24 protein-coding genes, 3 tRNA genes and 1 other RNA gene are annotated in these 20,492 nt (G+C 43.7%); 15 read left to right on the top strand and 13 right to left on the bottom strand.

From position 1 onward, the window contains the following. Window positions 1–26: 26 nt before the first annotated feature. The 8 genes from BME93_06800 to BME93_06765 all read right to left on the bottom strand — a co-directional run bounded on the left by BME93_06800 (window position 27) and on the right by BME93_06765 (window position 6,256). Complete coding sequence (locus BME93_06800; protein WRQ72945.1) at window positions 27–632, bottom strand: hypothetical protein; 606 nt, start codon at window positions 630–632, stop codon at window positions 27–29. A 259-nt stretch (window positions 633–891) separates the two neighbouring features. Then, window positions 892–1,479: a Fe-Mn family superoxide dismutase gene (locus BME93_06795; protein ID WRQ72944.1), complete on the bottom strand. Its 588-nt coding sequence runs from the start codon at window positions 1,477–1,479 to the stop codon at window positions 892–894. Window positions 1,480–1,499: 20 nt separating this feature from the next. After that, the gene (locus BME93_06790; protein WRQ72943.1) at window positions 1,500–2,273 is read right to left on the bottom strand and encodes a ferritin family protein; all 774 of its coding nucleotides are present in this window, start codon (window positions 2,271–2,273) and stop codon (window positions 1,500–1,502) included. Continuing rightward, entirely contained in the window at window positions 2,270–2,620 is a 351-nt protein-coding gene (locus tag BME93_06785; protein WRQ72942.1) for a hypothetical protein, read from the bottom strand. Before BME93_06785 ends, BME93_06790 begins: the two co-directional genes overlap by 4 nt. A 76-nt stretch (window positions 2,621–2,696) precedes the next feature. Beyond that, window positions 2,697–3,323, bottom strand: coding sequence for a tyrosine-type recombinase/integrase (locus tag BME93_06780; GenBank protein WRQ72941.1), 627 nt, complete (start codon window positions 3,321–3,323; stop codon window positions 2,697–2,699). Next, entirely contained in the window at window positions 3,308–3,889 is a 582-nt protein-coding gene (locus BME93_06775) for a site-specific integrase (protein WRQ72940.1), read from the bottom strand. The genes BME93_06780 and BME93_06775 overlap by 16 nt, the downstream gene beginning before the upstream one ends. Before the next feature lie 110 nt (window positions 3,890–3,999). Then, window positions 4,000–5,418 carry a proline--tRNA ligase gene (proS, locus tag BME93_06770; protein WRQ72939.1) on the bottom strand — a complete coding sequence of 473 codons (1,419 nt, stop codon included), beginning with the start codon at window positions 5,416–5,418 and terminating at the stop codon, window positions 4,000–4,002. Window positions 5,419–5,425: 7 nt separating this feature from the next. After that, window positions 5,426–6,256: a DUF63 family protein gene (locus tag BME93_06765; GenBank protein ID WRQ72938.1), complete on the bottom strand. Its 831-nt coding sequence runs from the start codon at window positions 6,254–6,256 to the stop codon at window positions 5,426–5,428. Between the two features lie 44 nt (window positions 6,257–6,300). Here BME93_06765 and BME93_06760 point away from each other — a divergent pair, with 44 nt between their 5' ends. The 4 genes from BME93_06760 (at window position 6,301) to BME93_06745 (ending at window position 8,950) form a co-directional block, all read left to right on the top strand. After that, complete coding sequence (locus tag BME93_06760; GenBank protein ID WRQ72966.1) at window positions 6,301–7,383, top strand: NAD(P)-dependent glycerol-1-phosphate dehydrogenase; 1,083 nt, start codon at window positions 6,301–6,303, stop codon at window positions 7,381–7,383. Window positions 7,384–7,450: 67 nt separating this feature from the next. After that, window positions 7,451–7,654, top strand: coding sequence for a hypothetical protein (locus tag BME93_06755; GenBank protein WRQ72937.1), 204 nt, complete (start codon window positions 7,451–7,453; stop codon window positions 7,652–7,654). A gap of 2 nt (window positions 7,655–7,656) precedes the next feature. Beyond that, window positions 7,657–7,923 carry a type II toxin-antitoxin system RelE/ParE family toxin gene (locus BME93_06750; protein WRQ72936.1) on the top strand — a complete coding sequence of 89 codons (267 nt, stop codon included), beginning with the start codon at window positions 7,657–7,659 and terminating at the stop codon, window positions 7,921–7,923. Between the two features lie 220 nt (window positions 7,924–8,143). Then, window positions 8,144–8,950 (top strand): LEA type 2 family protein, encoded by an 807-nt coding sequence (locus BME93_06745; GenBank protein WRQ72935.1) that lies wholly within the window; start codon window positions 8,144–8,146, stop codon window positions 8,948–8,950. A gap of 145 nt (window positions 8,951–9,095) precedes the next feature. Here the strand turns inward: BME93_06745 and BME93_06740 are convergent, their stop codons facing one another. Then, entirely contained in the window at window positions 9,096–9,833 is a 738-nt protein-coding gene (locus BME93_06740; protein WRQ72934.1) for a peptidylprolyl isomerase, read from the bottom strand. A 52-nt stretch (window positions 9,834–9,885) separates the two neighbouring features. On the opposite strand from BME93_06740, the gene cyaB reads away from it, so the two are divergent. Further along, entirely contained in the window at window positions 9,886–10,407 is a 522-nt protein-coding gene (gene cyaB / locus BME93_06735; GenBank protein WRQ72933.1) for a class IV adenylate cyclase, read from the top strand. On the opposite strand, the gene BME93_06730 is transcribed toward cyaB, so the two are convergent. Beyond that, window positions 10,391–11,035: a metallophosphoesterase gene (locus BME93_06730; GenBank protein ID WRQ72932.1), complete on the bottom strand. Its 645-nt coding sequence runs from the start codon at window positions 11,033–11,035 to the stop codon at window positions 10,391–10,393. The two genes, cyaB and BME93_06730, sit on opposite strands and share 17 nt — an antisense overlap. Window positions 11,036–11,096: 61 nt before the next feature. Here BME93_06730 and BME93_06725 point away from each other — a divergent pair, with 61 nt between their 5' ends. After that, the gene (locus BME93_06725; GenBank protein WRQ72931.1) at window positions 11,097–11,303 is read left to right on the top strand and encodes an AtpZ/AtpI family protein; all 207 of its coding nucleotides are present in this window, start codon (window positions 11,097–11,099) and stop codon (window positions 11,301–11,303) included. A gap of 51 nt (window positions 11,304–11,354) precedes the next feature. Beyond that, window positions 11,355–13,208, top strand: coding sequence for a threonine--tRNA ligase (locus BME93_06720; GenBank protein ID WRQ72930.1), 1,854 nt, complete (start codon window positions 11,355–11,357; stop codon window positions 13,206–13,208). A gap of 9 nt (window positions 13,209–13,217) precedes the next feature. Here BME93_06720 and BME93_06715 read toward each other — a convergent pair. Beyond that, window positions 13,218–13,291 (bottom strand) — tRNA-Pro (locus tag BME93_06715). A gap of 8 nt (window positions 13,292–13,299) precedes the next feature. Next, window positions 13,300–13,539, bottom strand: a complete 240-nt coding sequence (locus BME93_06710; protein ID WRQ72929.1) for a winged helix-turn-helix domain-containing protein — start codon at window positions 13,537–13,539, stop codon at window positions 13,300–13,302. Window positions 13,540–13,602: 63 nt separating this feature from the next. Between BME93_06710 and ffs the strand changes: the two genes are divergently transcribed. The 8 genes from ffs to sppA all read left to right on the top strand — a co-directional run bounded on the left by ffs (window position 13,603) and on the right by sppA (window position 19,125). After that, an RNA gene (gene ffs, locus BME93_06705) (signal recognition particle sRNA) lies at window positions 13,603–13,917 on the top strand. A 3-nt stretch (window positions 13,918–13,920) separates the two neighbouring features. Further along, window positions 13,921–14,005 (top strand) — tRNA-Ser (locus tag BME93_06700). 247 nt (window positions 14,006–14,252) lie between these two features. Then, window positions 14,253–14,326: transfer RNA gene (locus BME93_06695), tRNA-Val, on the top strand. A 109-nt stretch (window positions 14,327–14,435) separates the two neighbouring features. Further along, on the top strand, window positions 14,436–14,774 hold the full coding sequence (locus BME93_06690; protein ID WRQ72928.1) for a cupredoxin domain-containing protein: 339 nt from the start codon (window positions 14,436–14,438) through the stop codon (window positions 14,772–14,774). A gap of 107 nt (window positions 14,775–14,881) precedes the next feature. Further along, entirely contained in the window at window positions 14,882–17,038 is a 2,157-nt protein-coding gene (locus BME93_06685) for a heavy metal translocating P-type ATPase (GenBank protein ID WRQ72927.1), read from the top strand. Between the two features lie 147 nt (window positions 17,039–17,185). Further along, the gene (locus tag BME93_06680; protein WRQ72926.1) at window positions 17,186–17,413 is read left to right on the top strand and encodes a hypothetical protein; all 228 of its coding nucleotides are present in this window, start codon (window positions 17,186–17,188) and stop codon (window positions 17,411–17,413) included. A gap of 67 nt (window positions 17,414–17,480) precedes the next feature. Next, complete coding sequence (locus BME93_06675) at window positions 17,481–18,062, top strand: Yip1 family protein (protein ID WRQ72925.1); 582 nt, start codon at window positions 17,481–17,483, stop codon at window positions 18,060–18,062. A 4-nt stretch (window positions 18,063–18,066) separates the two neighbouring features. After that, window positions 18,067–19,125 (top strand): signal peptide peptidase SppA, encoded by a 1,059-nt coding sequence (gene sppA / locus BME93_06670; protein ID WRQ72924.1) that lies wholly within the window; start codon window positions 18,067–18,069, stop codon window positions 19,123–19,125. Here sppA and truD read toward each other — a convergent pair. Next, window positions 19,086–20,369 (bottom strand): tRNA pseudouridine(13) synthase TruD, encoded by a 1,284-nt coding sequence (gene truD, locus BME93_06665; GenBank protein WRQ72923.1) that lies wholly within the window; start codon window positions 20,367–20,369, stop codon window positions 19,086–19,088. The genes sppA and truD overlap by 40 nt on opposite strands. Window positions 20,370–20,492 lie beyond the last annotated feature (123 nt).

Here is a 20,492-nt window from a genome sequence, read left to right as displayed (position 1 = left end):
GTGCGAACGAAGGGGCACTCATTTTGTTAATCTTCTGATAACCATTCTGGTAATGGTTTTTGCTGCACTATGTAGACCCGATGAGCCATAATCCCTTCAAAAAATGCCCCAATGAACTGTAGAGGAATAACCAAAGTGTAAAACAGGGTTATCCACTCCCTTATTGCCAATCCTACATCTCCACCAAAAATAAAATTTATCCCTATGTTCATTCCTCCAACGCCCGCAACTATGAATGCGCCTATTTCAAAGGGAACTACTCGAATAGCAACAGGCAGTCTTTGTGGCTCTTTTACCACAACTAAAACTACAAGAAGCCCTACCAAAGCCAACCAGAGAAGCAGGGGAACGATCAAGACTCCTCCTAAGGTAGCGTACATACCGGCACCACCTATTAAGTTTACAGCGAAAATAAATAGAATAGCCTTAAAAACACCTTGGGGTTTTCTCAAGATTTTAAAGAGGGTCTTTCCGACCGGCTTCCTGAGTTGATCAACCTTTACACCAAATTTCAGCGCTTTATCTTTATTAATAGCCAAAAACATTAGCCCAGCAATAGCTCCAACCAAAAATGCAAATGTAAGAGCTACTACCAATTCCCAGTTGTTAATTAAGATTTCAAAAGCTGACATATTTTTTACGTCCCATAGTGAGCATTTCGCCTAACGTTCAAGGCTAAAAGAAGTTGCCGAAGGCAATTTAGGGAAATCTTTCCTGCCTGTCGGCAGACAGGGATTTCCCCTTTATCCGCTGTTATATGACCCGAAGGGCAACCCCGCCCTTTTACAGAAAGGGCGGGGGTAGAGTCGTGGACGAAGGGCGTCATAAATTTATGCTCTCTATAAACCATAGAAACATCAACAGTATTTTTCGTAATTATGCTATTGATTATTATTTTATAAACCTTTTTTCTACTACTCCCCAGTCAATTGCATTAAAGAATGCAGTAATATAATCCGCCTTTTTCAGGCCGTAATCAACCATATAGGCGTGCTCAAATATGTCCATAACCAGCAGAGGTTTCGCACCTGAAATATGTCCCACATCATGTTCATTTATCCAAACATTGAAAAGCCTGTCTGAATCAGGGTCATGATATAATATCACCCAGCCAATGCCGCGCATTGCACCTATTGCCTTAAAGTCTTTTTCCCATGCTTCAAATGAGCCGAAGTCTACTGTATTTTTTTTGAAAAGCGCATGATTTTTATCAATTGCGGCGCCTCCTCTTTTCATATTTCCAAAATATAATTCATGAAGTCGCATGCCATTAAATTCCCAGCCGAGCCTGCGCTTCATCTCTGCAAATTCAGGTGATGTTTTATCAGTCTTTTCAAGCAATTCAATAATTTTATTTATATTATTGACATAACCCTGATACAGAGCGAAATGGTTCTTTAGCAACGTATCGCTAAATCCTTTAGTACCAAGAAGATGATTAAAATCCTCGTATTTGTAGATTTCTTTTTGAATTGTCATATATTGTTACTTCCTTAATTTTAATATTCTTCACATTTAATTTGATAAAAGCTTCTTCCGTGGTCGCAAGATGGACATCTTTCCGGCGGCATTGTTCCAAAATAAACATATCCACATTCACGACAAACCCACCACACTTCTTTCTCTTTTTTGAACACTGTTCCTGCTTCAACTTCTTTCAAAAGTTTCTTGTATCTCTCCTCATGATGTTGTTCAGCTACCGCAATCGCTCTTAGCCTTTTGGCAATTTCAGGAAATCCTTCTTTTTCAGCAACATCAGCAAATTCCGGATACATTTTTGTGTACTCATAATTTTCGCCAGCAATTGCTGCTTTCAAATTCTCAGCTGTTGTGCCAAGTATTGTTGGGGCTACTGCCTCAACCTTTATTTCATCAAGGTTTTCCTTGCTCTTCTTTTTCAACTCGTTAATTAACTTAAATAACCAGCTTGCATGTTCTTTCTCGTTTTCTGCGGTGATGAGAAAAATCTCAGCGATCTGTTCAAACCCTTCTTTTTTGGCAATTTTGGAATAGAAAGTATATCTATTCCTTGCCTGGCTTTCACCGATAAAAGCCCTTGTCAGATTTTCAATTGTCTTTCTCATAGTTTTACCTCCTTTAGTTTTAGTTATAGATTTATACTTTTTATATTTATCATTTTTGCGCCAGAAGTCCACGATTTCATATAACGGTTTCAGCATAAAAGAAGTTTTTGCGAAACAAAAATTTGGGTGAGCCCGAAGGGCGAACCTTTTATGCTGTGTGATATGAAGTGGCGTATCGATATAATTCATTCATCGTCTCCCTTGTGCGCTTCCCTCAAATCCCCGAAAGTACCTCGTCTAACTGTATCGTGGCAATTTGCACACAGCATTACTTCAATTTTTTTCTCAGGGTCTGCATGATGAACCTGAAGAACAAATAGTCTGCTATCGCCACAAACAACACATGTATCTGGCATCGCCTTTTCTTTTAATGCCTTTAAATATTCCACTTTTTCAATTTCCCACTGTTTATTTTTGACCTTTACAGCTGCTTTTCTAGCACCTTCCTTACGCTTTTTTGTATATGCAGATTTTTTCCCTGGACCCTTATTTCTCATTGTTTCCCATGCTTTTTGCGTTGGACTTTTTTCTTCCATATTTTACTCCTTCAACGCCATTTCATATAACTTCGGTATATCCGACATTAATGTCGTATATCCTTCCATTTTGGGATTATATCTGAAACTTACTTCGTATATACCTCCCTTTAGCAGACTGATAACCTTCATCTCCTTCAACCTTATTTTCAATATACGAATTCTTCATTATTAAATCTAGCGGGCTTTTTATCTTACTCAAATCTTTATTGCTTACATGTGTGTATATCTCCGTTGTTTTACTGTTCTTATGCCCCAGCAGTTCTTGAATATACCTCAAATCCACTCCGCTTTCTAAGAGGTGAGTAGCGAAGCTGTGCCTTAGCGAGTGAACACTAACTTCTTTATCAATATCCGCTTTTTTGATAGCATCTTCAAATATCCTTTGCACTGTTCTTGTTGTAATGTGCAGCCCTTCTTTTTGTCCGGGAAAAACCCACTTTTCCGGTTGATACATCTTTAAATACAAACCCAAAGTTTCAATTGCCACATCCGATAGAATCGTATACCTGTCCTTTCTCCCTTTCGCACCCTTAACGTGAATAAGCTTCCTTTGAATATCAATATCCGCTGGCTTCAACTTCACTACCTCACTTACTCTTAAGCCTGCAGAATAAATAAGCATTAAGATTACTTTGTGTTTTATGTTATTTACAGATGAAAGTATTTGAGAAACCTCCTCCTGACTCAATACAACCGGCAACTTCTTATCCTTCCTCGGTCGCTTCTCTGCTTTAAAATCTCGCCATAATAAAACTTCAGCGCATTGATTGCGGTGTTTAAAGTGGATGCAGAAGCCTCCCTGTCATTCACCAGATGATACAGATAATCTCTTATATCCTCATCGGACACTGCATAAGGATTCTTCTTGGAGACTTCCAGAAACTCCTTGTTATGATACAAATACAGTTTTACCGTTCTCTGACTGTATTTCCTTAGCACAAGTTCCTTCTTCAACTCGTCTAAATGTATAATAGGGTCAATTACCAGATTTTCTCCATCAAAAACAGATAAGAGTGTTTCAAGCTTGGAATAGGGCACACTCCAGCATCTCTCCTCTGGATGCCATCTGTATCCTGCGATAGTTTTAATTTTTGTGATGTAGTTTGGATTATAAGGAAAAGAGATTCTAATCCTTTCTTCATCTCTCTTGACCTCTATCATTTCCTCCCTTCCTATGCGAACTTCTCTATCCTTCCATTTTGGTATTATATCAGAACATGGTTCGCATATACATCCCTCTGGTCGAACTTCTCCATCTTTAATCATCTTATCTTCCCCGCCCCTTATCTGTAAGTTATCCAGAGGACTCTTAATCCTGCCTAAATCTCTGGTGCTTACATGAGTATATATCTCAGTAGTTTTTGAGCTTTTATGCCCTAATACGCCCTCGCCATCAACACGACCTTGTTCGTTTCCTTGTTGCAGATGGGGCACTTTCCCTTTTTGGTCTGCGCCAACTCACCGAGCATGTCTGCATCGGCAGCATCTTCCATTTTCATGCCACACTCTTCTTCGCCGCACCAGTTGACCTTGGCTATGCCCTTCTTAACTGCGACTTTCGCCTCGCCCATCTCCTTACAATCGACGATTCTCGCATTGAATGATATTCTCGCCTGCTCATAGAGGTTTGCATGTATTTCCTCCAGCTTTTGTCCTATCGCCTCAACTAATTCGGATTGCGGTATAGATTCCTTCCCAAAGGTATCCCTCTGCACGAGCGTAACCATCTTTTCCTTCAGGTCTCGCGGACCAATCTCTATCCTCAAAGGAACGCCTTTCATCTCCCACTTGAAATACTTGGCACCCGGTCTCTCGTCCGAGTCGTCCAGAACAACCCTAAAACCAGCGCCGCTTAACATCTCACGAACGTGTTTACACGCATGTAGTATTTCTCTTCCAGAGCCAAAAAGAATGGGAATTATGACGACTTGGGTCGGCGCAACCTCCGGCGGCAGCACCAGTCCCCCGTCGTCGCCGTGTACCGCTATTACCGCCGCAATACACCGTTCTGAAATGCCATAACACGTTTGGTGGACATACTGCTGCTCGCCATTGACATCCTCATATTGAATGTCAAACGTCTTGGCGAAATTGGTGCCCAGATGGTGAATCGTTCCGATCTGGAGTGTCTTCCCATCGGGCATCAGGGTGTCCACCGCCATCGTGTAATCCGCTCCTGGAAATTTGTCCCACTGCGGACGTTTGGTTATGACGTGTGGAACTGCCAGCCGACTGTAAAACTCAGAATAGACTCGCATCGCTTCGCGCACCTGATTCTCAGCATCATCCCATGTCGTGTGAGCTGTATGTGCCTCTTTAAACGATGTGATTTCCCTGAGCCGTATGAGCGGACGCGTATGCTTTGTCTCATATCTGAACGTATTTACTATTTGATATATCCTCAATGGCAGATCGACATGTGAACGTATCCAGAGCTTGAACATGGGATATATTGCAGTTTCCGATGTTGGACGCAGTGCCAGTTGGACTTCTAAAGGAGTGGACCCGCCTTTTGTGACCCAATAGACCTCATTCTCAAAACCACGGATGTGTTCCGCCTCTTTCATGAACTCATTTTCTGGTATCAGCAGCGGAAAAAGAGCCTCTTGATGGTCTGCGTCCAACAATGACTTTAAAATGGCATACACCTTGTCTCTGAGCGCGAAGCCAAATGGATGCCACACACAGAGTCCTTTGATAGGGTATCTAACGTCTGTGATTTCTGCCACGGAAAGTATCTCGTTGTACCACTCACTGAAATCTTCTTTTTTTGGAAGTGATTTTGATTTCACCATAATAACCTCATATCCCCAACATCATTCTTAATGTATTCCTCAATCCAGGAGATAGCCCCATCATCAGAATCGCCAGTTTTAATATATTGCCGAGTCTATCGTTCGTATCCTTAAACTGGGTGTTGAGGATATACAAAATCGGAATGACCACGACGAGCTTCAACGGATACATCACCATCGCAGTGCCACTCAATTCTATTAGAAGCGCCGGTAATATGTGTTTTTCGAGATAATCCAGAAAGTCTACCCCTATGTGAGTAGAGGATGCATCGAAAAGGTGCGACCAGATGATGAAGATGCTGAAACGATCGTTGAAGAATTTTGACCGCCTCCCCGTAAGATATACCGCTGATGTAAGAACCGTTGCAATTCCCATAACTGCAACTGGAACCCACGGGAAAACCACCTCTGTTTTTAAGAGCAGAATCAAAGTGCTAAGAACGAACCAAGTAATTCCAACATACCCAAACATCGGCGTGATGGCATCTATTTTATTGGTTTGACGTAGTCTGGCCAATGCCAATAGTATAATGATACATACGATGAGCACAAAAAATTGGACCAGCGGTGTGACAAACAGATAATTTACTGGAGGTGCGAATGTTCCAGCGTCTTCCAAGACCCTGAGCACTCCGCCAACCAGGACATATGGCACAACTGCGAGCATAAATTGCTGATCGATTTCGATATCTAGTTTTTCCAGTAACTTTAATATCCCTAAGAGAATAACGCATAGCAGAATGCCAAACGTCAGTGTATTCACAGGATTATAGCCTGTATCATATATGATGGGGTCGATATAATATTTGAGGATGAATTGTCTAATGATATCGATCATGGGGTGTTTATTTGAGAGAAGATGACTTAAATCTCATCGATTCGTTGGAGGCACATCCTGCACAAACTCGCGCTAATCGATGGATGCAATTGCCCAGAAACATCATCATCGGCCAAAATGCCATACACGAGATAGTCAATGTCTGCAATGACCTTAAACTCCAGGGATGTGCCATGGTCATAACGGGTTTGAATACAAAAAAGATAGCAGGAGACGTCGTTGTTGAATTGTTGTCTGATGGAGGTTATTGTGATACAGACCTAATCGAGGTCTTATCTGCTTCTATGCACGAGGTTGAACGGGTCAAAGGGCGGGCGAACGATATCGGTGCGGCTTTTCTCTTGGGTGTCGGCGGAGGCAAATGCATAGACATAGCAAAACTGGCATCTACTCAGCTGAACATTCCGTTCTTAAGCGTGCCCACTACAGCCTCTCATGATGGAATAGCTTCGTCGCGAGCGTCGCTCATGCAAAGCGGTCAAAGCATATCGATGCCAGCACAAGCGCCAATGGGAATCGTCGTTGACACAAAGGTCATTGCGTCTGCCCCGTATAGATTGCTGGCGTCAGGTTGTGGCGACATCATCTCCAACTATACCGCAGTTATGGACTGGCAACTGGCAAAGAGATTGGGCAAATTACATGGCGCGGACTACAGTGAATATGCAGCAGCCCTTTCCAAGATGACCGCACAAATATTGATTGATGCTTCTAGCTCTATCAAACCTGGCTCGGAAAAATTTGTCCGCATTGTGGTCAAGGCACTGATATCGAGTGGAGTTGCCATGAGCATCGCTGGGTCTTCCAGACCTGCAAGCGGGTCGGAGCACAAATTCAGTCATGCACTGGATAGGCTATCACCCAAGCCTGCTCTGCATGGTGAGCAGTGCGGCGTGGGCACGATCATGATGATGTACTTGCATGGTGGGGATTGGCAGTCCATTCGGGACTCGCTGAGGAACATAGGTGCGCCAACCAACTCAAAGGAACTGGGTATCGAAGATAAATACATCATCGAAGCACTGGTTCATGCCCATGAGATTCGCCCAGAGAGGTATACGATTCTTGGGGACGGTTTATCTAGAGAAGATGCGGAAGAGCTCGCAAAGACCACAAAGGTGATATAAACTTGAGTATTCCAATCGCTCTTTTCTACACGAAGGTTTATATATCGATCAAATAGATTTTACTATTATGGAGACTGGTACAATCCAAATACCAATGAAGATAGTTGAAGAGATATATGATACGCATGAGAAGATAGACCAGATTCTTGAAACACTGGAGGTGCTCATGGACGAGGAGACATTGAAAAGGTTAAAAAAGGGAGAGGAAGAACTAAAAACAGGTGATTATGTAGATGCCAGGCCAGAAGAGATTGAAAAGCTGTTAAGGTAAAGATGCACAGAGCACGTTTTTTGAAGACATTCCTGAAACAAGAGAAGAAACTCAATGCAGATGTGAAAGAAAGGGTTATAGAAGTTGTTGAGGAAATTTTAAGCAATCCCTACTCTGGGGTTAATTTGAAAGGCGATTTGAAGGGATACTATAGGGGGAGGGTTGGAAAGCATCGAATAATCTATAAGATAGACGAATCAGAAAAAAGAGTGATATTCTTCGATGTCGATTTGAGGAAAAGGGTTTATAATCGGTTAAAAAGAAGATGAAATATATTGTTTTAGATGAATAAAGACGTCTTATCTAAGGGGTGTGAGGAGTTTCTGTGGTCCTAAAATTCAATTCTCTGAAAAAATCAGACTAACACATTTATATAGAATGATTATAAAACAAAAGTAAGATTAACGTAAAGACGTTAGCTTGGCAAGGTAATCATATATCACCAGCAACTACACTTAAAGCTTGTAACGAGAAAAATAGAGGAGAGATATGATAAGAAAGATAGGAACTATGGTCGTGCTTGGGGTTCTAATTGTGGGTGTAGCTTTTACTTCTGGTTGCGTTGAGACGGCACCAACGCTGATTGAAGCACCGAAAACAAGTTTGACGATAGTACTCGATGAAGTGAACGATCAAGGCGTCTTCTTCTCCATAGCGCTATCTGTTCAGAACCCGAACCCATTCAGCATAACACTCAAAGACCTGAGGCTCGTGTTGCATGACGATACTGGTGCCGAGCTGGGATCAATGTATATGGAAGGTGGGGATGTTCCAAGCCAAGAAGCAAGAGAGTTCGATGGAAAAGCACAGGTAGGCTTTGGGGTGTTGAATGCTGAGAGGGCCATAACTTCACTCAGTGGGGTTGTGGGCGCTGCTGGAATAGAGAAGGAGCTTGACATAGAGACGAGTGCCACCATCAAGATTCCCTCTATGAGCAGGTTGTTTGCTTCCCCTCAGATCAAGTCTGAAGTCACACTAAAGATAGGTGTTCCAACCGCAACCGCAGACATCAAGATAACCATCACCAACCCCAACGACCTCAGCTTCGGGATAGGCGACACGTCCATAACGATGTACGACAAGTATGGGGCAGAGATAAGTAGCGGAATTATTCCTGGAAAGACGATACCAGCAAAAGGTACAGCAATCCTCGAAGGAACGATCACAATACCCTACGACAAGCTCACCAACCCGGTGAAAACAAAGGTTGAAACTTCTGTAGGATTGAGTGGTGTAGAAGAAACAATCCCGATCAGCACAACCATAACAACCAGCGTCGAGCTAGGGTTACTATAAAGAATCAATATACACTTAAAGCTTGTAACGAGATAACAAGGAGAGGTAGTATGAGAAAGATAGGGGTAGTCTTAGTTTGATTTCCCCATATATACCTGCCGCACCATCACTTCTCAAATGCTATTTTTTCTCGGTTTCCTGCTTCTTATCTGATTTTTTTCTTGCCTGATTTTTTAGCCGATTTCTTTATGGGCTTCTTCGCAGACTTCTTGGCCACATCCTTTTTTGACTTCGTGTATTTCTCGATATACAGCATCTCTTTGATGTCGGTGTGAGCCAAAATCTCATCGGCTATCTGGCGTTTTGATATTATCCAGCGCTGATCAAATGATAGCGAATATGGAACGATTACCTTTGCTATATCGCCCTGGATTTCAACGTCGAGGTCGGCACGCGCATACAAATTTATAAGTCCTTTTATCTTGGCTTTTGTATCATCTATCTTTTCTTCTATGACGTAATCATATACTAACAGTATACCTGCCAGAGGGTGGTTGAAATCAACGCGCGCTCTACGGCCGATTGCAGTCTCCACAACTCCATTCCTGCCATCTATGCTGACCTGCATTCCCGGTTGTGGCTTTTCTTTAAACTTGGTTATCGAAAAAGTCTCGATTAACGCTGGATTCCGCTCGCCAAACCCCTTTTCAGGTGGCACTTCCACAGAGCCCCCGTATCCGATATCTCTTCCTACCATGTCCTCTTCTAACCCTTTTACTGCATGTCCAGCTCCGACCACGACCAGCTGTGGCTCATATTTCGCCTTTTCGTCGAAGGTGCCTGCTTCTTTTGCGATTTTTCCATCCGTCGTATCGAAGACGGTCCCGTTCTTCAGTCGTCCTGTATATGAAATTTTGATAAAATCTCCGTTCTTGATAGGCATAGTATAACCTTAAGCAACTACTTAATATAAAAAAGTTCATCTCATTAAACATATGATAGAAGTAGAAATCAAATCACCCATAGATGACCCTGATGAAATTCGACGCAGGTTGACAGGATTTGGCGCGACCTTTCTATCAAAAGCGAAACAGGTCGATATATATTACAATGCGCCCCATCGCGATTTCGCAAAGACAGATGAGGCGTTGCGCATTCGGGTTGGAGAAGACGTCACTCTGACGTATAAGGGCCCGAAACTGGATTCGCTCAGCAAGACGCGCGAGGAAATCTGTATATCATTTGGAGACGCAGATCAGGCGACTGCGATGCTTAAAGCACTTGACTTCAAGGAGGTTGCGACGGTCGTCAAGGTGCGGGAAACATATCGATTAAACGATTTGATTATTTCGATTGATGACGTGTGTGACCTTGGCATGTTCATCGAGATAGAGTCCATGTCCGGCGCGGATTATCGGTCTGCCCTTGGCAGAGTATTCGAAATGCTGAATAGGCTGGGATTGAAGAAAGAAAATACGATACGCGAGTCGTATCTCGAACTCATTCTCCGTCGATGAAGGCGACCTCGATTTCCGCACCAATGTCAACGACCGCTGCCAGTCCTCTGGACGCTTGTCCTGGGTTCATGATTGTCGTGTTTCCAGACCTGACAACTCCACGTGCTTCATGTATATGTCCGCAGACGACCAGATCGACTTGGCTTAATATTTCCCGTATAGCTTCACTTCCAACATGAGCTCCGTGTATGGCATCCAGCGAATTCTTTGGTGGTGCATGGGATACCAATACGACCCTTCCGTCGCGCTGTGATGGTGGTAATAGTCTCCTCAACATGCCTCGAATTTCGTCTTCAGACATCTCAAACGGTGTACTGAACGGCGTTGGGTTCGAGCCTCCCAGTCCGATGAACGTTGTATCACCAAATTTGAAAGATGAATTATGTATACTTACTGCACCTGATTTCTCTATAACGTCGAGCACACCTTTTGGGTCACAGTTTCCTGGAATTGCCATTACAGGCTGGTCATTTCCCATGATATCAAAGAGCTCCTTGGCTTTTTCCTTGGGCCCAAAATTGGTTATGTCCCCTGCCACGAGAATCGCATCTACTTTACCGGCACGCCCTAAGATGGACGAAATCTTCGAAAAATCTCCATGTGTATCCGAGATGGCCAATAGTTTCACAGATGTAAACATTATATTGCATACGCCTATATAAATCTACTACGCTAATGATTATGTAATCATGGCAAAAGATGAGATTCCCATAGCGTTGAAGATGGTATCGATTGGAGGTGAACTGGCATTTTCTGTGATAGCTGGCGCACTGATCGGTTATTTCATCGGAAAATCGCTTGGCGATAAATGGTTTGCGATATGCTTGGCATTTGGTATTTTTCTGGGATTTGCAGGCGGCATTTACCGCATATATCAAATATGCCGTCGGATTTAATGAATAAAGTTAAGAATATGAAAACATAGTTTAGCAGGAGTAGGTGAAACCATGCAGTTGTTGCTTATCCATTCGGATTATATCGAGTATGAGGTAACAAAGAGCACTCCAGTCGCCGAGAAAATTGACGAGTCGTTCAAGAGGGGGAAGATGGAAGAGGTTCTCACGGCGTTTATCGCGGTGGAAAGTGTGGATAAAGCAGACCCTGCTGGAGTTGCAGGTCAGGCATCAGACGAAATCAAAAAGGTCGCTGCCCAGTTGGGTGTCAAGAAAGTTATGGTATATCCCTATGCCCATCTCAGCTCTGACCTTGCATCGCCGCAAACTGCGCTTGGTGTTCTTAACGATGTCGAGACTTTGCTAAAGCCACATTTTGACGTTGCACGAGCCCCATTTGGTTGGTATAAGGCATTTAAGATCAGCTGCAAGGGGCACCCTCTTTCAGAACTCTCGAGGACTATCAGGCCAACGGAACAGGTTTCAGAGGCACTTAAAGCAGAAAGAAAGATAGAATCACACTGGCATATATTGACCACCGATGGTACGCTGGTCGATCCGGATGAATTTGACTTCTCCAGACATCAAAAACTCAAGAAACTCGTGGATTACGAGATTTCCAAGAGCAGGGCAGTGGATCGAGTGCCACCGCATGTGGAATTGATGCAACGCATGGAGTTAGCGGATTATGAACCCGCATCTGACCCTGGCAACATGCGATTCTATCCAAAAGGGCGCCTTATGAAAAGCCTGTTAGAAAATTACGTGCTTGCCAGAGCCATCGATTACGGCGCCATGGAAGTTGAGACTCCGCTGATGTACGATATGGAACATCCAACGTTGAAGGAATACCTTGACCGTTTTCCTGCGCGTCAATATTCGATAGAGTCGGATAAAAGGCGATTGTTCATGAGGTTCTCGGCGTGTTTCGGTCAATTCCTGATGAATCGTGACATGACGATTTCGTACAGAAATCTGCCTTTGAAGATGTTCGAATTGACAAGATATAGCTTCAGACGCGAACAGAGTGGCGAACTGGTCGGCTTGCGCAGGCTGCGCACATTCACGATGCCTGACATGCATACGCTTTGCCGTGACATGGGTCAGGCCATTAGCGAGTTTGAGAAACAATATCAAACGTGCATGGATGTTTTGAATGGCATTGGACTGGGTCTGGACGACTACGACGTCGCCATCAGACTCACCAGAGAGTTTTATGAATCGAATAAAAAATTCATCAGCAGATTGGTCAAAATCGTGGACAAGCCCGTGTTGATCGAGATGTGGGATAGGCGCTTCTTCTATTTCGTACTCAAGTTCGAATTTAACTTCGTCGACGCAATGGACAAAGCCAGTGCATTATCGACTGTACAGATGGACGTGGAAAATGCAGAGCGATATGATATCAAGTTCATCGATTCCGATAACGAAGAGAAGAGGCCGATTATCTTACATTGTTCCACCAGCGGCGCCATAGAGCGATGCATATATGCATTGCTTGAAAAGGCCCATGTGGATTCACAGCAAGGCATCACATCTGAGCTACCACTCTGGCTATCTCCGACGCAGGTCAGGCTGATCTCCATCGCAGACCGCCATATCAAGTATGCCGAGACTGTTGCAGGGCAACTGGAGAACCACCAGATCAGGGTCGATATCGATGAAAGAGATGAGACAGTGAGCAAAAAGATAAGAGATGCAGGCAGAGAATGGATACCGTATGTGGTGGTAATCGGTGACGAGGAGATGAAAAGAGAGAAACTAAGCGTCAATATCAGGGGAAGTGTCAAAAAAGAGCTGGACATTGATCAGTTGATTAAACTTGTAGTGGACAGGACCACTGGAATGCCAAGCAGACCGCTCTCACAACCAAGAAATTTATCCTCAAGGCCAAAGTTTAGTGGATGAACAGCACGATGGGGCTGCGGAGATTTGAACTCCAGTCAGAGGACCCCCAGTCCCCTAGGATAACCAGGCTACCCTACAGCCCCTTAATTCCTCACATGCCACGGATTCTGTTCTCTATCTCAATACCAGTTTCGGTCAATGAATACGTTTCTCCATCCGCTTTGACCAACTCTTTTCTCTCGAGGTCCTCTAAGAGTTTTATGGCCAATCTCTTTGGCATACGCGCCATCTTGGCGATTTTACTCATTTCGAGAGCGCCGTTAGAGAGCGCCTGTATTATTTGTTCTCTTTTCCTGTTGCCCGATATATATCCAACCAATTCTTCTGTCATGATGTTAACTCAATATACGTACAGTGCGATAAGTTTATTGCCATTTGCTTCTTATAATACCTTTGGCGGGCTAGCCTGGGCGGTTCGGCGTCGCCTGTCACTCGAAACCGTCGATATGCGATGAGGCGAAGCTTGAGGAAGATATTTCAAATATATTCCAACCCAAAAATTTTACGGTGAAATCTCGTCCTGTGGGGACAGCTTTGACGCAGGGGCTAACTGGAGAGATTGCCCCTCTTCTTGGTTATGGGCACCGGTTTAGATCCGGAAGGGAGCAGACCTACCATAAATGACTGTCGCTCATAGGGATGCGGGATAGAGGCGAGTTTTTGGACCATTGGGATATATGCGAAATGGCGACCGATAGCGTGCCCGCCTTCGGTCGAGGTCGCCTAGTCTGGTATGGCGCAGGTTTGCTAAACCTGTGTCCCTTTGGGACTCGAGGGTTCAAATCCCTCCCTCGGCGTCGCAATGCAATACAGCGTATTGAGCGAAGCGAGATAGGTCAAATGATCAACCTTTTTGAAGGTTGGTTTGCAGGTTGGAACGGCGCGACCTGTTGAAGCGGAGCGAAAACAGGTCAAATGATCAACCTGTTTGCAGGTTGGTTTGCAGGTTGAAACGGCGCGACCTGTTGAAGCGGAGCGAAAACAGGTCAAATGATCAACCTGTTTGCAGGTTGCTCGGCGTCAAACTTTAAATAAAAGTTAAGGGGGTCCGTGGTCTAGTTGGTTATGACGTCGCCCTCACATGGCGGAGGTCGCCGGTTCGAATCCGGCCGGGCCCATCAAAAAGAATTAGGCGTGGATGTCAGAAAAGTGCATCCTGGGAAGCGGCGCTGGCTGCGCAATAACGAAAACGAAAGGCTGGTAATATAAAATAATAGGAAAAGAAGTATGAACAAAAAAATTACAATTGGATTTATTATTTTAGCGATAATTATCGGAGGATATTTAATTTTGCAACGGGAAACTGTAGTCCCCACGCCTCCCCAAGAGATCCAAACCGCGCCTGTAAAAGAAATTGAGATGGCATCCGGTAATTTCTTCTTTAATCCAAATAGCATAACCGTTAAGAAAGGAGAATCCGTAAGAATTTCTTTCACCAATGTCGGTATTCACACCTTCACTATTGATGAGCTTGGGGTGGATGTTCCATTGCGAGGTTCTTCTCCCGTGGTAGAGTTTGTTCCAACGAAGACAGGGACCTTTCAATTTTATTGCGCTATTCCCTGACATCGGGAAGCCGGACAAGTTGGCACGATTACCGTAGAATAAAAATGTGTTTTTAGGCATCAGCGAAAGATACTAAAGGATTATTAGGTTGTTAAAAAAACTAAACAATGACTAAGAAATTTACTATTAAAATTAAGGGCATGCATTGCGCTTCCTGTGCCAGGAATATTGAAGCCCAGATTAAGAAACATCCGGGCGTTTATTCGGTAAACGTGAATTTTGCCACTGAGCAAATGTTTGTTGAAAGCGAAGAAGCTGTTTTGGAGCAGGACTTAAAAAAAATTGTTGAGCAGACCGGATATAAAGTAGTTCAAGAAACGAGCGAAGAGGAAGAAACAGAGAGGAAGATTATAGAGCAGGCAAAAACCAGGGCAATCTTGGCTCTGATTTTGAGCGTTCCTTTAATGTTTACAATGGTTTTGATGTATTTAGATAGGATGTTTTTTGGCCAACTCTGGGTAGAAACCATTTTATCTTTTATCGTGGTCTATATTTTAGGATGGAAAACTCATATTTCAGCTTTTCAGGCAGTAAAGCGACTCTATGCCAATATGGACGTCTTGATTTCTCTGGGCACTTCAGCCGCTTTCTTTTTTGGAATAGCTAGTTTTTTTGTGAAACTACCGGTCTTTTTTGAAATAGCGGCTTTTATTATGGCATTTCATCTCTTGGGACGATATTTGGAAGTTAGGGCTCGAGGCAAAACCTCAGAGGCCTTGCGTGAACTCTTGAAATTAGAGTCCAAAACCGCCCGGATTTTAGTAGACGGTCAAGAAAAAGAAGTGTTAATTGAAGAAGTCAAAGTAGGGGATATTATGATTATCAGGCCCGGCGAGAAAATTCCCACCGATGGCAAAGTGATAGAAGGACAATCTTCGGTTGATGAATCAATGGCCACAGGAGAATCAATGCCAGTGGAGAAAAAAATAGGCGATGAAACAATCGGAGCAACGGTTAATCAATACGGGGTATTAAAAATTCAAGCAACCAAAATCGGTAAAGATACTTTTTTAGCCCAGGTTGTTAGATTGGTTGAAGAAGCTCAAAGATCGCGCATTCCAATTCAGGAATTTGCTGACAAAGTAACTTCTTATTTTGTGCCAATTGTCTTAGTTATTGCCTTGTTGACTATTGTTGGTTGGTTGATTGTCGGACAATGGTTTGTGGCAATTGTGGCAGCAATTACGGTTTTAATTATTGCCTGCCCCTGCGCTTTGGGATTGGCCACGCCCACTGCTTTAACCGTGGGAATTGGCCGGGGAGCAAGACAAGGCATTCTCATTCGCCGGGGAGAGGCGATTGAATTGATGGGAAAAATAAAAATAATTGTCTTGGATAAAACTGGCACTCTTACCAAAGGAAAACCAAGCGTCACGGATATAATTCCAATAAATTCTAAATCCAAAATCCTAAATCTTCTTCAGTTAGCAGCTTCTGTTGAGAAAAATTCCGAACATCCTTTGGGTCAGGCAATCGTCAGGAAAGCGGAAGATGAAGGAGTTGAATTGATAGATGTTGAAAATTTCAAAGCGATATTCGGCAAAGGAGTTGAGGCACAAATTAACGGGAAAAAGATTTTGGTCGGGACAAAAAAATTAATGGAGGAAAATAAAATTGATATTTATTTTGTCCATGGAACATTAGGCGAATTAGAAGAACAGAGTAAAACAGCCATGCTTATTTCGGACGATAAAAAAGTTTTAGGAGTAATCGCCGTGGCTGATACTTTGAAAGAAGATGCCAAAGAAGCGGTTCAAGCCCTTCATAAAATGGGATTTAAGACCATTATGCTAACAGGAGATAACGAAAAAACAGCTAAAGCCATTGCTAATCAGGTTGGAATAAAAGAAGTTATCGCCGAGGTCTTGCCAGGTGAAAAAGTGGAAGTAATTAAGCGGTTGCAAAAACAAGGACTGGTGGCAATGACTGGCGATGGGATAAATGACGGTCCGGCCCTGACCCAGGCCGATGTGGGAATTGCCATTGGCACTGGCACAGATATTGCCACTGAAGCCGGAGAAATTACTTTGGTTAGGGGCGATTTGAGTTCTTTGGTTCAAGCCATTAAACTCAGCCGGGCAACTTTTAAAACAATTCGCCAAAATCTTTTCTGGGCTTTCTTCTATAACACAGTGGCGATTCCGATGGCCGCTTTTGGAATTTTGGCCACAATGCTCGGTCCCATTATTGCCGCTGGCGCCATGGTTTTCAGTTCATTGTCAGTGGTTGCTAATTCTTTACGTTTAAGAAAGATAAAATTATGATTGTTTAGGAAAGTCGTACCTTTATTTTCTTCGTGAGTAAGTGTTATTCCAAACGCTCTTTTAATGAAAAGGTATGAATTAAGAATTATTTAAAATTTTAGGGAGTTCTTTGTCGTTACCAGCGCACTGGAAGGATGGGGTAAGCCCTTGTACCTTAATAGCGACGGCTCACCAGTGAGTAGACAAATACAGGCAGGTAAAAATTGGGGGAGTTTGAGGGGGAAAATTTTTGCGGGGGCGATTAAAAAATGTTTAGAAAATTTTTCTGTTTTGCTCGCCGTCAGGCGAACGGAAACACTGGGCAGGTCAATCGGCAAAATCCTCTGGATTTTGCTCAAAGAAAGTTCTGACATGTCCAGCAGACACCATCATTAATCAGGCATATTATTTATATGCTATCATAACCAAAGTATAATCAATATTCATTAAGGTGACAAATAATATGACAGATTTAATAGAAGAAATTGGCGGAGTCATTGTTTCACCATGGGAAACATTAGAGAATATATCAAAAAAAGAAGATATTAGGAGTGCATTCATAATTGTTTTAATTGCAAGTATCCTTTCTGGCATGCATACTATACTATTGCCGGAAATGCGAGCAATGTTCGAAATACTTGGAGTTGGTATCGATTATACTATATTGTTCGTATTCAGTTTGGTCTTGGGTCTTATTGGGTGGGTGTTATCAGCAGGGATATATCGCTTGATCGCTATGATGCTGGGCGGAAATGGAAGTTATAACAAAGTTCTTCAGCTTTTAGGGTATGCGTATGCGATGTATTTTGTTTATCTTCCAGTAAGTGCTTTTGTGATGATTGCATTGCCAGTATTATCAGGTGTTATCACTCTGATAGGTTTAATTTGGGCTTTGATTCTATCAGTCTTTGCCATAAGCATAGCAGAGGGGTTCTCAAAGCTAAGAGCGATTGCCACGGTGGTGATAGGGATAATAGCAGTTGTCATTTTGTTTGTGATAGGGGCAGTTATCATGATGGCGGCATTTATGCCAGTACTAATGTGAAGTGGTGGTAGAATTGGATGAATTTGATAACCTACTAAAGAATAATAGTGATGATGGTGCACGGGTTATCGGAAGTGAAATATCAGACGATAAATCAAATAGAAACAAAAAGATCGGATACATCCTGATCGCAATAGTGCTCGTGTCAACCGTGGCAGGGATAGTATTGATTGCAACTGGAGTAATCGATACGAGAGTGGACGACTTCTGGACCATGCGAGAATCGGTCGCAGTGATACACGTTCAGGGACCGATACTATCTGGGAGCATACCTGGCGGTTTTGGTTTTGCGTCGTCAGAGGATGTCATCAACAGCATCCGTGATGCAGAGAGAGATTCATCCGTCAAGGCAATCATTTTGAGAGTTAACAGTCCAGGTGGGACACCTGCAGCAGCCCAGGAGATTGTGGCGGAGATGGAGCGAACAGAAAAGCCAATCGTGATATCGATGGGAGACATTGCGACGTCTGGAGCCTACTGGATTTCAGCATCGGCAGATTATATCATGGCCAGTGAAGACACGATGACCGGGAGCATCGGCGTCATCTGGGTCATTGAGAATAGAGAGGCATACTTCGAGGAAGAGGGGGTAAGATACGACGTTTTTAAGTCAGGTGAGATGAAGGATATGGGGGCGCCATGGAGAAATCTTACCGATGAAGAGATAGAGTTGATAGATAACCTCCTGATGGCAGTTCACATGAGATTTGTGAACACGATCGTAGAGGGCAGGGGAATGCCGATAAACGAGGTGAAAGAACTCGCAGATGGTCGCATATTTCTGGGTGCAGATGCAAAAGAACTGGAGCTAATCGATGGATTTGGCAATCTGTACGATGCCATTGATGTCGCAGCTAAGCTTGGCGGGATCGTAGGAGAGCCACACGTAGTACATATGAACAGGCCAAGTCTTGCGAGACTGCTCTTTGGTGGCGAAGCCACAGCAGAAAAGGATTATGCGCAGTACTTTACGCGTTATTTGGAAGAAAGCCTCCATGGGAATATACTGGCCGTGCCATCTAATCAATTTTTCATGTACTCGCGCAACACAATGGTCGCATAACTACCTTTAGGTAGCGAGAACTGCATGGCCATGACCTCATCGATAGCTGTAATCGGCATGACCAGTGATAATATCTCTCTCCTGCGACCTTTAGACGCAAGTTCTGACATGTTCGATACTCTGAAGTTGTCGAGTTCAATTCCCATTTCATCGATGATACATCGTTCGACCTCGCCTGGTTTGCCATCTGCAAACTGTGAGCCATAGCCTAACAACGGTGCCGTCACGAATGCCCTTTTTTTGTGAATCAAATTGTTTATCCCATCGACGTTATCGTCCGTCGTTCGCTGGATCCGTGAGACATCTGGCAAACCTGCTTTATTTGTAAAGCAGACGACGTCTCCTGGAATTGCGCTGTTTATTGGCAGGCCCATCTTGAGCCTGCGGCTCAGAATCCTGTTGAAAACGTATGACTGGTATGCGTGGACGAACATTTTCTGGAGCTCGGTGGATATTACCCTGAATGCACCAACATAGTCGTCCGGGTCCCTGGCAAGAACGTTCAGCATTGCACGTTCATATCGCAGATGGGTCGGAAACCGTTTTAGTGCCGATTTGAAATCTCTGGTTTTTAAGAGGTCATCTCTGGCAGTTCGTGTACTCTCTGGTTCTCGTGAAGACGATTTTGCGAGATATATCAGCGCAGCCTTTTCAACGTCGCAGTTAACCAGAGCCTCGCCGACCAGATGTGTTATGGGGCGCAGTGTGCCAAATCGCTGGACACCAAAGAAATTCGGAACGCCCCTTGCTTGGGCGATCTCGCTGGTTATCGACTCCATCCTTTCGCGCGCGATTTCGATGGGTATATCCATATCTCTTACTATTATTCGGAAATTATTGCCCCACAGGTCGCCCAGGGCCACTTTTTTGTTGGAGCGCCCGATCGTTCTGAGTTCTACACCAGGCAAATTAACGCGTTGAAGCTCCTCTGCGTCCACATCCCAGATGCTTATCTTCTGTTTCGTGAGAGCTCTTTTATCCTTTGTGCCAGCCCAGCCGAACCGTTTTTGGCTGATGCCCAGCGATCTAGATAGAGTTCTGATCAAATGATGCATATCCCAATCGCGCTTGGTCAATTCGACTATCAGATAACGTCCATCTGTACCCTCTATCCGATTGGTAATTTCTTCTACACAAAAATCATCGATACGCTGGCGGATTTTGCCACCGATACCATGTGTTTTCGTCAGATAGAGTTCGATGCCGATTGCGCGCTCGAGTGGAGGGGTGGTGATGTCCATCATAAACCAGATTTAAAATAAGTAGGTATAAATGGGATGGATGATTTTTTCAAGAAGGTCAAAATGTCTAAGAATAAAAATGAGTCCCACGCATGCGAAATCCCTGTTGTCAGCCTTATTTGACAT

It is taken from the genome of Methanosarcinales archaeon Met12, assembly GCA_002813105.2.
Lineage (GTDB): Archaea > Halobacteriota > UBA148 > UBA148 > JAJOKI01 > JAJOKI01.
The sequence above is the reverse complement of the archived record's forward strand: the minus strand, read 5'-3'. Positions and strand labels throughout refer to the sequence as shown.